The sequence below is a fragment of the Mucilaginibacter terrae genome (genome assembly GCF_042679325.1).
Classification (GTDB): Bacteria; Bacteroidota; Bacteroidia; order Sphingobacteriales; family Sphingobacteriaceae; genus Mucilaginibacter; species Mucilaginibacter terrae.
Genome location: NZ_JBHTMJ010000012.1, coordinates 134,669 through 147,540, shown reverse-complemented (window position 1 = coordinate 147,540; position 12,872 = coordinate 134,669). Strand labels below are relative to the sequence as shown.

The window sequence follows — 12,872 nt, the reverse complement described above, 5'->3', positions numbered from 1 at the left end:
TGTTAAATAAATTTAATTAACAGTGTATTTAATTAAACAATAACTATTTCGCTTTTGGATCTGTCATCATGGTTTCAGTATCAAAATAACGGATGATAAGCCTGTTGTCGGTGTTCTTGGTAAAATAATTGAAGATCCAGTTACAAAAAACCACCAGCTTATTACTAAAACCGGCTAACGACATCACATGAACGAACATCCAAATTAGCCAGGCAAAAAATCCCTGAAAATGCAGTTTACCCAAATCTGCTACGGCTTTATTACGGCCAATAGTAGCTAACGAACCTTTGTCGCGATATTTAAAAGGCACCGTAGGTTCGCCTTTAATTAAATGAATTATGTTTTTAGCTAAATGACCACCCTGTTGTATTGCTGCTGGTGCCACACCCGGATGCCCGTTTGGAAACTCGGTTGTTAACATAGCAGCTACATCTCCAATGGCAAAAACATTCTGGTAACCCTTAACACGGCTAATTTCGTCAGTTTGTATGCGACCACCCCGTACAACGGCTTCCTGTGATATACCTTCGGGTACTTCGCCCTTAACACCCGCCGCCCAAAATACATTACGTGTTTTTATATTAATGCCGTTATCTATCGTTAAGTCGTATCCGTTGTAGCTGGTTACATGTACATCATTATAAATAATTACTCCCATTTCGGTCAAAAAGTCTTTTGATTTTGCTGATGCCTGGTCACTCATTGCAGCTATTAACTGTGGCTTACCCTCGGCTATATATACTTTCATATCATCGGCCTTCAAATCAGGATAATCCTTGCACAGCATATGTAAGCGCATTTCGGCTAAAGACCCGGCCAGTTCCACACCGGTTGGTCCACCACCTACTATAACAAAGGTTAGCAAAGCGTCACGCTCTGCCAAATTTGTAGTAACGGCTGCCTTCTCCAGGTTTTGCAGGATCATGCTGCGGATATTTAAAGCCTCAGGAATATTCTTCATTGGCATAGTGAAATGCTCAATTTCTTTATTTCCGAAAAAATTGGTACTGGCTCCAGTGGCCACAACCAGGTAATCATAATGAATATCGCCTAAACTGGTACTAATGGTATTAGAAACCGGGTTGATCTTTTGCGCTTCGGCCATGTGAAAGCTAAAGTTCTTTTGACCGGTAAATGTACGGCGGATAGGAAAGCCAACAGCATCGCTTTCTATAGCGCCCATAGCTACCTGGTACAATAAAGGCTGAAAAGTGTGGTAGTTGTGTTTATCAACCATCACAATTTCAACTTCTTTATTTTTTAATTGCTTAGCTAAATTAATGCCGCCAAATCCACCGCCTATAATAACCACCCGTGGTTTGTTGGACGTTTTACCTAAATACATTTCTGCCATTATCCCAATTTAAATTATCAATAGAACCCGTTGCCATATCTTATGTTTGAAAGACTATAAAAACAGTAGATATTTTAGCCGAAAATAGTACTTTTATCCCTATACATCATGAAACCTCTTTACGTTATAAAAATAGGCGGCAACGTCATCGATAATTCTGAAAACCTGTATCATTTTTTAAAAGATTTTACCGCGCTCGATGGCCACAAGATCCTGGTACACGGCGGTGGTAAAATTGCCACTCAAATTTCGGAGCAGATGGGTATCGAATCCAACCTGGTTGATGGCCGTCGCATAACCGATATTGAAACCCTGCGTGTGGTTACGATGGTGTATGCAGGTTTGATCAACAAAAACATTGTTGCCCAGTTACAACGTTTCGGCACCAACGCCATTGGGCTTACCGGTGCCGATGGTAATTTTATAAAAGCGGTTAAACGCCCTGTTAAAACTATTGATTACGGCTTTGTGGGCGATCTTGATGAAACATCGGTTAACGCTGTAAATATTAGCAACCTTATAGAAGCCGGTTTCACCCCTGCTTTTTGTGCCTTAACGCACGATGGCCATGGACAAATGCTTAATACTAATGCCGACACCATTGCCTCTGCCCTGGCTGTTGCCTTATCCGGGCAATACGAAACCATCCTCATTTATTGTTTTGAAAAGAAAGGCGTCCTAAAGAATATTGACGATGATGAGTCGCTGATACAGGATATAGATCCGGCAAGTTACGAAGTGCTTAAAAAAGAGCAGATCATTCATAGCGGTATGTTGCCTAAGCTTGACAACGCCTTTAAGGCCATAGCCTGTGGCGTTAAAGCGGTGGTTATAGGCAAATCGGACGAATTAAGCAAATTACAGCAAAACCAAATATTTGGAACACGATTAAGTAAATAGACCATGAGTAATAAAATTGCCATATTGGGCAGCGGCAACATTGGCCTGTCATTAGCTAAAGGGTTAATTAAAGCCAACAAATATCAACCAAAGCAGGTTATTTTAACCCGTCGTAATGTGGCCGCACTGGCCGGTCTGGCCGAAGCAGGGTCAGTTACCACATCTGATAATGCTGCAGCCGTAAGCGAAGCCGATATTATAGTTTTGGCTATTTTACCACAACAATTAAATAAACTTTTAGATGAGATAAAACCAGCTATTAATATTCATAAACAGCTGTTTATATCAGTAGTATCGGGCGTAAATTGCGAGGATATACGTAAGTATTTAGGGTTAGATATACAAGTGGTGAGGGCTATGCCTAATACCGCTATTGCCATAGGCCAATCCATGACCTGCATTGGTACCGACAAAGCAACTGCCGAAAACATAAACGTTGTAAAATCATTGTTCGATACGGTGGGTATTACCGTGCAAATCAACGAAGAACTCATGACTTCGGCCACGGCATTATGTGCCTGTGGTATAGCTTTCTTTTTACGCTCCATTCGTGCCGCATCGCAAGGTGGTACCGAAATTGGTTTCCATGCGCACGATGCCCTTAAAATGGCGGCTCAAACGGCCAAAGGTGCTGCAGATCTTTTACTGCAATTAGCCTCTCACCCCGAGCAGGAAATTGATAAAGTAACCTCGCCTAAAGGCTGTACCATTGCGGGTTTAAACGAAATGGAACATCATGGCTTCAGTTCGGCCATGATTAAGGGCATCAAGCTATCTGCCGAAAAAGCAGGTGTGCTATATAAGAAGTCGGAGTAGTTGGGAGTCGTAAGTCCGTTAATCGGAACAAACTTTTATATTTGTTGGGTTTTAAAATATCAATTTAAGAGCCGTTTGCTGTAAGTTTTACTTATTGACTAACGGACTCTATAACATACAAACTTATTCATGTTAACTGTAGAAAAAATTGGCGGCACCTCTATGAGTGCCCTGAGCGATGTAATTAAAAATATCATTCAATATAACCGCACCGGTAAAGAGCTTTATAACCGCATATTTGTGGTATCGGCGTTTTCGGGCGTAACTAATATTTTATTAGAGAATAAAAAGACCGGCGAACCGGGTGTTTATCACTTAGTGGCTAAACAGTTGGATTTTAAAGATGCCCTTAACGATCTTATTATTAAACTTAAACAACTTAATAAACAGTACGAAATACTGGGTTTGGATGTGGTGGCCGCAAACGCTTTTATAGAAAAGCATATTAGGCATGCCGAAGGTTTTCTGATAAACCTGACTGGTATTTTAGCTTCGGGTTACGTGAGCACCGAAGGGATTTTACAAGCCGCACGCGAAATTTTAGCTTCTATTGGTGAAACTCATTCGGCTTATGTGTTTACCAATATTTTGCAGAACAAAGGTATTAACGCTACCCTGGTTGACCTGAGCGGCTTTCATGACCATGAACCTTATACTATAGATCAGCGGATTAAACAGGCTTTTAAAGATATTGATTTTGCTGATACGATATGCATAACTACCGGTTATACCAAAGGTACCGAAGGTATTATGCGCGAGTTTGACCGCGGGTACTCCGAGGTCACTTTCAGTAAGATCGCTGTTGCGGTGAAACCCCAGGAGGCTATCATCCATAAAGAATACCACTTATGCTCGGCCGACCCGATGCTGGTGGGTGTAAACCATTGCAGCCCGGTTGGTTTTACCAATTACGACGTGGCCGACCAACTGGCCGATGTGGGCATGGAAGCCATTCACCCAAAGGCATCTAAACCGTTGGAAATTAATAGTATAAATTTACGTATTAAAAACACCTTCGAGCCGGAGCATCCTGGTACTTTAATTACCCGGGAATATGTATCGCCCGAAAAAAAGGTAGAGGTGATTACCGGTACCAATAAGCTGGTAATGGTTGATATTTACGACCCGCTTATGGTGGGCAACGTAGGTACCGATTTGCAGATCATGCAGATATTTGCGCACCACAACGTGAGTTATAACTTTAAAGCTACCAGTGCCAACAGTATCTCTATTGTAATTTGGGAAAAAGATTATACCGATCCCCTGTTCTACGAACTGCAATCCAAATTTGAAAAAGTAACCGTTGAAAAAGTGGCAATGGTATGTTTGATCAGTTCTAACATGGATCAGCCCGGTTTATTAGCTAAAGCCGCACAGGCCTTAGCTACCGCCGGCATCAACATCAAAAGCGCGGGCTTTGCATTACGCCAGGTAAATATACAATTTGTTGTTAACCGCGAAGATTTTGATACAGCTGTTATCGCATTAAATAAGGGAATGGCATAAGTAGTGAGTGATTGGTAGCACCCCGCTTCATTATTCCAAAAAGTTTATACTATTAACTATTCAACCAATCAATTATTCATCGCTTATTAAATGCCAACAATGTAACTTTTTCATAACTTAGCTACATTTGCATTGTTTTTTTATGCATTTTTAATTGATTTAATTTCAAACTGATAAATAATGCATAAAATTTTACTGATAAGTTTATTTTCGGCAGCAGGATTTAACGTTTTTGCTCAAAAAACGGGTAAAAAGCCGCTCGATCACTCTGTTTATGATACCTGGCAAGCCGTTTCTAATCAAAATATTACCAACGATGGCAAATGGGTGGTTTATGTAGTTAAACCACAGCAGGGCGATGCCAATATGGTACTAACCACAGCACAAAACACCGGCAAGATCATCGTTCCGCGTGCCGATACTGCCCGTTTCACCAACGATTCTAAATATGCCGTATTCCTCATCAGGCCGTTTTATGCAGCTACGCGAATGGCGCGCATTAAAAAGAAAAAACCTGATGAAATGCCTAAGGATACTTTGGGGTTAATAACATTAGGCAGTACCGTTATCACAAAAGTACCGGGTGTACGCTCATTTAAGATAGCCGAAAAAGCTCCGGTTATAGCTTACCTGGCTCCTTCTGATACGGTTAAAAAACCTGTTGCGGCTGATACCTCCCGTCGCGCAGTTGCTACCACCATTGCCCCGCCAACACGCGAAGGTGCCGACCTTACCCTGAAACAACTGGTAAGCGGCAAACAGCGTACTTTCAAATTTGTATCTGAATATCAGCTGAGCAAAGATGGTAAAATGATGGTTTACGCGGTAACCGCTCCACGTCGTTCCAAAGAAGCACAATCGGGTGTATATGTTTATGATGTGGAGAAAGACCTGGTAAAACCGATTAGCAGCGGACGTGGAACTTATCGTAACTTAGTTTTTGATGAAACTGGCAAACAGCTGGCCTTTGTGGCCGAAAAAAACCCGGAGCGTGCGCCTGTAAAACCGTTTAAACTGTATTATTATACTTTGGGTAAAGATAGCGCAACTGCTATTGCCGGTCCGGCCATGGCAGGCATCACCCCTCAATGGGCGGTAAGTGGCGATGGTCGTGTTTATTTCAGCAAAAGCGGTAGCAACTTGTTTTTTGGTACCGCACCAATACCTAAACCAGCCGATACCACGTTAGTAGATTTTGAGACCGCTAAGCTGGACATATGGAACTATAAAGACGAGTACCTGCAACCACAGCAGTTGAAAACTTTGCAACGCGACCTGCGCCGCAGCTACCTGGCGGTTATACATCCTGCAGAGACAGATAAAAAAGTAATACAGCTGGCCAATAAATATATTGAGAACATATCGCAACCGATGGGTAATGATTCGCGCTATGTATTGGCTACAACCGATACCGGTACCCGTGTGCAAGCTCAATGGGAAGGCGGAGGCAACCAGGAAGCTTATTTGGTTGACACCAAAACCGGCGAACGCAAAAAGATTATACCCCGTACCAAAGCACGTTTCCAATTTAGTACAGGAGGTAAATATGTGATATGGTTTGATGCCAAAGACCAAAACTATTATAGCTATAGTATGGAAACCGGTAAAAAAGTAAATCTCACCAAAGCTACCGGCGTTAAATTGGGCGAAGAAGATAACGATGTTCCCGACGATGCGAACGCCTACGGAATTGCCGGCTGGACAGCCGATGATAAGAACGTGCTGATATATGACCGTTATGATATTTGGAGCATTGACCCCGCAACTGGCATCGCTAAAAACTTCACCGACGGCGCTGGCCGCAAAAATCACCTTATTTTCCGTTACCCTATGCCTGGCGGCGGTCGTTTTGCGGCCTTATCTGGTGGAAGCGGTGACGATGAAGATAAATATATTTCCACAAAAAAACCGCTTTGGTTATTAACGCAAAACGAGGATAACAAGCAATGGGGTTACTACAAACAAGCATTTGGTTCAAGCAATGCCCCCGAAAAAATTATTTCGGCACCTTACAGCTATGGCATCCTGCAAAAAGCTAAAAATGCCGATGTTTATATTTATACCAAACAAAGCTTCGATAAATCGCCCGATCTGTATGTATCGGCTGATCTTAAAAAAGAGGTTAAGCTAAGCGCTATCAATCCGCAGCAGTTGCAATACAACTGGCTGACCGCCGAACTGGTAGAATGGACCACACCTAAAGGTTACAAATCAAAAGGCATATTATATAAGCCGGAAGACTTTGACCCAACTAAGAAGTACCCGATGCTGGTATATTTTTATGAGAAGGTATCGGAAACTTTATACGGATACCAATCGCCCGCGCCTACACCTTCGCGCTTGCCTATCACCTACTTTACCAGTAATGGTTATTTGGTGTTTACACCCGACATTAGTTACGAAATAGGTCACCCCGGTCCATCTGCTGTTGAGTTTGTTAACTCAGGTGTGGAAGCCTTAAAGAAAAACGCTTGGGTAGATGGGAAGCACATTGGTATACAAGGACAGAGTTGGGGCGGTTACCAAGTAGCGTACTTAATTACCCAAACTGATATGTATGCCGCAGCCTGGGCCGGTGCCCCGGTAGCGAACATGACCTCGGCTTATGGGGGTATCCGTTGGGAAAGTGGTGTAAATCGCCAGTTTCAGTACGAAAAAACGCAAAGCCGTATTGGTGCCACCCTTTGGGATAAACCCGAATTATATATGGAGAACTCTCCTATTTTCCAATTCCCTAAAGTGCATACACCTGTTGCTGTTATGAGTAACGATGCCGATGGTGCCGTGCCTTGGTACCAGGGCATTGAGATGTTTACCGCCCTGCGCCGTTTAGGCAAACCGGTTTGGCTGCTACAATACAACGATGAAGCCCATAACCTGGTACAACGCCGTAACCGTAAAGACATTACCATCCGCGAAGCGCAGTTTTTTGACCACTTCCTGAAAGGTGCCCCTATGCCTGTATGGATGGATAAAGGCGTTCCCGCAGTTGATAAAGGCAAAGACTGGGGACTGGCCTTGAGCGATGGAAATAAGTAAAGGGTATTGAGTAATAAATTAGGTACGTAGTGAGTAGTTGCCGCTTAACAAGAGGAGGCTGTATCATTAGTGATGATCAGCTTCTTCTTTTATTTTTCGGTTATATTATGGAGAATAATTTTATCAGGCGAATGTAATAGCCCCCGATGTGTTATAACATAGTCCATTTCATATTATTCTGTATATTTCAATTTACGTTTCTATCAGTAAATTATCATATTAAGGCTAAACCGGGGCAACAATTGTCATTACCAGGTTTAGGGCTTATCTTTGTACATGAACACTGCCAACCTGCTTCAACGCGCACTCCAATTCAACTTTTTGAATATGGATGAAGGCGTTTACCTGTATCACAACGCATCAACCCCCGAATTGATGTACGTGGCTAACGAGTTACGTAAAATACAGGTTCCGCATGGTAAAGTTACTTGGCAAATAGACCGTAATGTTAATACCACCAATGTTTGTATAGCTAACTGTAAGTTTTGCAACTTTTTTCGCAGACCCGGCCATGAAGACAGCTACATTACTGATATTGAAACCTACAAGCAAAAGATAGAAGAAACTTTTCGGTTGGGTGGCGACCAGTTGTTATTACAAGGCGGACATCACCCCGATCTGGGCCTTTCTTTTTATACCGATCTGTTTAAACAGCTTAAAGAATTGTACCCCGCCCTCAAATTGCACTCTTTAGGTCCACCCGAAATTGCACACGTAAGCAAGTTGGAAGGCATGAGCCATATTGATGTGCTTACCGCCATGAAAGCAGCAGGTTTAGATTCATTACCGGGAGCAGGTGCCGAAATTTTGAACGACCGTGTACGCCGTTTAATATCTAAGGGGAAATGTGGTGGTAAAGAGTGGCTTGATGTAATGCGTGCCGCTCATCAGATTAATTTACCCACGTCGGCCACCATGATGTTTGGCCACGTGGAAACCATTGAGGAGCGCTTTGAACACCTGGTTTGGATCCGTGAGGTTCAATCTGAAAAACCCGAAGCCCATTACGGCTTTACGGCATTTATTCCGTGGCCTTTTCAGGATGATGGAACTTTATTAAGAAAAGTGCGTGGTATAACCAATAACGTTACCGGCGATGAATACTTACGCATGATAGCTTTGAGCCGTATTATGCTTCCTAATATTAAAAACATTCAGGCTTCGTGGCTTACAGTTGGTAAGCAGGTTGCCCAGTTATGCCTGCATGCGGGAGCCAATGATTTTGGTTCTATCATGATTGAAGAAAATGTAGTTTCGGCTGCGGGGGCCCCCCACCGCTTTACTGCGCAAGGCATTCAAAATTCTATTGCCGAGGCTGGCTTTCAACCGCAATTGCGCAATCAGAAATACGAATGGCGTGATGTACCCCAACAATTGGAAGAGCAGGTAATTAATTACTAACGCTGCAAATATATAAGCATAAAAAAAGCAGAACTGTTTACAGTCTGCTTTATTTTATACTTCGCGTGTATGTTATGCTCTAACGAACAAACCTACAATTGTTTGTGCTGTAACAGTATCAATAGGCTCATCAAATGACTCCTGAACTGCTGCAGCTGTACCAATTGCAGTTAAGTTAACACCTGCTTGAGTAGTATTAGCTTCACCTGAATAAACGGCAGCTGCGGTTGTTGCGGCTAAACCAGTACCGGTTAAACCAGTTGCAGTATTACCATCGGCAGTAATCCAAGGTTTAAGCGTAGTGGCACCAGTAGCATAACTGGCACGTAACCTACGTAAAAAAGACGCATGACGAGCCTCAACAGAATGAATATTTAAAGCAACTGTTAACTCTGTTTGCAAACCTTTTAAGAAACCTGCCTGGCCTTTATAAGCACGTACACCAAAATCTTCAAAAGTTGAAGCAACTGCTAAAAATATTTGATAATCGGTGAATACTGTAGGAAATGGTGCATTTACAGGATTTCCTTTATTACCGGCAAAGTCAAAAACCAATGTTGGGGCAGCAGTGTTTGCAGTATTACCCAATGTAGCATTGGTTGCGCTAACACCCGAACCAAGTAAACTTTTCAAAAATGTAACGTGATTGTTTTCATCGTTAGAAATAATTTGAAAATTAGCTCTATCTGCTGATGCAATTAAGTTAGTAGTGGCTAAACCTGTTCTGTAAAAACCAGCCTCAAGTAATTCTGCAGTTAAAGCAAGGTTTAATACATCGGCTACCGAACGGGTTGCGGTTTGACCATAAGCTTTTTTGAATAATGTGCTAAAAGCAAATGGTAAAGCAGCAACAGCTACTTTTGAACCAAAGCTGGTTATGTTTTTTATGGCAGCACGGCGAGGACTGATTCTGTCAGCAAATTCTGGGTCAGCCGTCTGTATATCTGATACAAGATTAAGAAGATTCATGTTTTCTATTTTTAATAAGTTGATAAATTAAGCACCTAAAGCTGGAGCCACTAATGGTAAGCCCGATAAAAATGAATTTGCTACCGGTAGCACCTGTGCAGGTGTCATTGAGATCTCGATACTGGTTGTAGTAGTAACTACAGTTGAATCTAAAAATGGTTGGCCTAATAAGAAACGTATATAAGCAGCATGACGAGCTTCAACGGAAACTATTTTACCCGCAAGCACCAAGTAATCAAGTGTTTGAATACGATAACCAACACCATTGTAAGCTGCAACGCCTAAATCTTCAAAAGCTTTGGCAGCTCCTAAAACTGATGCTTTATCAGCAAAATTGATTTTGGAAAAATTTGGAGTTAAACCCGGGATAGCATTACCCGCTAAAGCTGTTTTAAAAAAATCACGGTGAATAACTTCATGATCTCTAATGTCTGTTAGCATGGCACGTTCAGTAGCGGTCATACCTGTGTATGGTGTAGCAATAACCTGAATGTAAAAAGCTGCTTCGAGTTGCTCTAACGCATACGCATAATTTAATACCGCTATATCACCAGTACCTAAATCAATGTTTGTAGGGTCGCCTACTACTCCACCATGCTTTTGGCACGATGCGGCTGTTGCTAAAACTCCCGCTGCAATGGCTCCGGCACCGGCAAATTTCAGGAAAGACCTTCTGGCCATTCCCTCATTGGCAACAATGTTTTCTTGTGTTGTTGTTTTCATAAGTAAATAAATGTTGATTATTAGATTATACTTACTACAATATACGCTCATTTAAGTTTCACGGTTTTATAATGTTTCAACAACCTGCTGTTTTACTGCTATATTTGTTAAGTGACACCTATCGAACAACATATAGAAGCGCTCATATTTGCATCAGATCAGAGCATACGTATAGAAGAGATCATTTATTGCCTCCAGGCAGCATTAGGCACTGATATTGAGGGAATTGAAGTAAATAAATACATTGAAAAAATCTACAATAAGTATAACGATCCGGCGTTTGCAATGGAGTTGGTGAATATTAATAACGGGTACCAGTTTTTAACAAAAAAAAAATATCATTCGGTTATCAGTCAACTGCAATTACAGCGGTCTAAAAAGAAATTAAGTCAGGCCGCCTTAGAAACACTGGCCATTATAGCCTATAAGCAACCGGTTACAAAACTGGAGGTAGAACAAATAAGAGGTGTAAATTGCGATTACTCCGTACAAAAATTGTTGGATAAGGAACTGATAAGTATTGTAGGTAAGGCCCAAACTGTAGGCAAGCCTCTATTGTATGCCACCAGCACACAATTTGCCGACTATATGGGCATTAACAGTATTAGCGAACTACCCGCCATAACCGAACTTAACAGCATGGCTAACAGTATTGGAAATGAGCAAGAATAATTTTACAGACATTTTCACAAAATTTGTTTTTTCACTATTTTTGAAATACAATAACATTTAAAACAATAATTTTAACTATCCGCGTAACATTAACCTAAAAATATTCATCATGCAAATGCCAAAAAAAACTGAAAGTAAGAGCACAGCTTCTAACCAAGCCGCCAACCAGCCGGCTGAGCAAAACGGTAAAAATTTTAACGAAGACGATGATTTTGAGAACGACTTTGATGATGACACGTTAAATGACCTGGATTATGACGGCATAAACCGGTATGATGATGAAGACGATGATGATTTTTAATGATATAAAACTATAAATTTGCCCAGCATCCGGTTTTTCCCGGATGCTTTTTTATTGATATGAATTTATTAAATGACTATAACCGAAGTTAATACAAGAGCAACAAGAAAAGCATTTTTAGACACAGCGCGTTTAATTTATAAGCACGACAGTAATTGGATCTGTCCGCTGGATAATGATATTGAGGCGGTATTTGACCCATCGAAAAACATTTTTTTTGAATTTGGCAAAGCCATCCGTTGGATCCTTACTAACGAAAATGGAGAACTTATTGGCCGGGTAGCGGCATTCATTAACGAAAAAAAAGCTTACAATTATGAACAACCTACCGGCGGAATGGGTTTTTTTGAATGTATTGATAATAATCAGGCCGCTAATTTATTATTTGATACGGCCAAAGCATGGTTGCAAATGAACGGAATGGAAGCTATGGATGGCCCTATTAATTTTGGCGAAAACGACATGTTTTGGGGATTACTCATAGAAGGTTTTGTACCACAATCATACGGTATGAATTATAATCATCCTTACTACAAAAAGTTTTTTAACGATTACGGTTTTAAAACCCAATACGAGCAGATCACTAATCATATAAGTGCACACCAACCTTTCCCCGAGCGATTTACCAAAATTGCTGGTTGGGTAGCTCAAAAACCGGGATACAGCTTTAAGCATTTAAAAACTTCGCATATTGAGTTATTCGCTGCCGATTTCATGGAAGTTTATAATGATGCCTGGAGTGGGTTTGAAAATTTTGTTCCGATACAAAAGGCTACTATCTATGAAACTTTCAGAAAAATGAAAGCTATTATGGATGAAAACCTGATTTGGTTCGCCTACGTAGACAACGAACCTGCAGCCTTTGTAGTAGTACTGCCCGATGCCAACCAAATGATTAAAACATTAAATGGCAAACTTGATATAATTGGTAAAATGAAATTTTTGTATTACCGCTGGAAAGGCGTGCATCGCATGCGGGCTATTGTAATGGGCACTAAAACCAAATATCAAAAACACGGGTTAGAATCGGTACTATTTATTAAGCTTAAAGAGTATGTATTGCCTTTAAAGCAATATGATGAAATGGAACTATCGTGGGTGGGCGATTTTAATGAAAAAATGATAGCCCTGCACGAAGCCATGGGTGGAGTATTCGGTAAAAAACATGCTACTATGCGCTGCATGTTTTAA

At 41.3% G+C, this 12,872-nt stretch carries 11 protein-coding genes; 8 read left to right on the top strand and 3 right to left on the bottom strand.

Going from position 1 to position 12,872, the window contains the following annotated elements:
- Positions 1-43 precede the first annotated feature (43 nt).
- A complete protein-coding gene (locus ACFQ3S_RS12510) occupies positions 44-1,354 on the bottom strand; it encodes an NAD(P)/FAD-dependent oxidoreductase (RefSeq protein ID WP_377164886.1) in 1,311 nt (436 codons plus the stop codon).
- Positions 1,355-1,462: 108 nt separating this feature from the next.
- On the opposite strand from ACFQ3S_RS12510, the gene argB reads away from it, so the two are divergent.
- From argB to mqnC, 5 genes are all read left to right on the top strand, one after another.
- Positions 1,463-2,254: an acetylglutamate kinase gene (gene argB, locus ACFQ3S_RS12505; RefSeq protein WP_377164884.1), complete on the top strand. Its 792-nt coding sequence runs from the start codon at positions 1,463-1,465 to the stop codon at positions 2,252-2,254.
- A gap of 3 nt (positions 2,255-2,257) precedes the next feature.
- A complete protein-coding gene (gene proC, locus ACFQ3S_RS12500) occupies positions 2,258-3,070 on the top strand; it encodes a pyrroline-5-carboxylate reductase (RefSeq protein WP_377164882.1) in 813 nt (270 codons plus the stop codon).
- Positions 3,071-3,199: 129 nt separating this feature from the next.
- Positions 3,200-4,576, top strand: a complete 1,377-nt coding sequence (locus tag ACFQ3S_RS12495; RefSeq protein WP_377164880.1) for an aspartate kinase — start codon at positions 3,200-3,202, stop codon at positions 4,574-4,576.
- 180 nt (positions 4,577-4,756) lie between these two features.
- Positions 4,757-7,615, top strand: coding sequence for a S9 family peptidase (locus ACFQ3S_RS12490; protein ID WP_377164878.1), 2,859 nt, complete (start codon positions 4,757-4,759; stop codon positions 7,613-7,615).
- Between the two features lie 276 nt (positions 7,616-7,891).
- Positions 7,892-9,016 carry a cyclic dehypoxanthinyl futalosine synthase gene (gene mqnC / locus ACFQ3S_RS12485; RefSeq protein WP_377164876.1) on the top strand — a complete coding sequence of 375 codons (1,125 nt, stop codon included), beginning with the start codon at positions 7,892-7,894 and terminating at the stop codon, positions 9,014-9,016.
- A 72-nt stretch (positions 9,017-9,088) separates the two neighbouring features.
- On the opposite strand, the gene ACFQ3S_RS12480 is transcribed toward mqnC, so the two are convergent.
- Together ACFQ3S_RS12480 and ACFQ3S_RS12475 are read right to left on the bottom strand one after the other, a co-directional pair.
- The gene (locus tag ACFQ3S_RS12480) at positions 9,089-9,985 is read right to left on the bottom strand and encodes a ferritin-like domain-containing protein (protein ID WP_377164874.1); all 897 of its coding nucleotides are present in this window, start codon (positions 9,983-9,985) and stop codon (positions 9,089-9,091) included.
- 27 nt (positions 9,986-10,012) lie between these two features.
- Entirely contained in the window at positions 10,013-10,708 is a 696-nt protein-coding gene (locus ACFQ3S_RS12475) for a ferritin-like domain-containing protein (protein WP_377164872.1), read from the bottom strand.
- A 111-nt stretch (positions 10,709-10,819) separates the two neighbouring features.
- Here ACFQ3S_RS12475 and scpB point away from each other — a divergent pair, with 111 nt between their 5' ends.
- From scpB to ACFQ3S_RS12460, 3 genes are all read left to right on the top strand, one after another.
- Entirely contained in the window at positions 10,820-11,380 is a 561-nt protein-coding gene (gene scpB / locus ACFQ3S_RS12470; RefSeq protein WP_377164870.1) for an SMC-Scp complex subunit ScpB, read from the top strand.
- A gap of 109 nt (positions 11,381-11,489) precedes the next feature.
- Complete coding sequence (locus ACFQ3S_RS12465) at positions 11,490-11,681, top strand: hypothetical protein (protein WP_377164868.1); 192 nt, start codon at positions 11,490-11,492, stop codon at positions 11,679-11,681.
- Positions 11,682-11,753: 72 nt separating this feature from the next.
- On the top strand, positions 11,754-12,872 hold the full coding sequence (locus ACFQ3S_RS12460) for a GNAT family N-acetyltransferase (protein WP_377164866.1): 1,119 nt from the start codon (positions 11,754-11,756) through the stop codon (positions 12,870-12,872).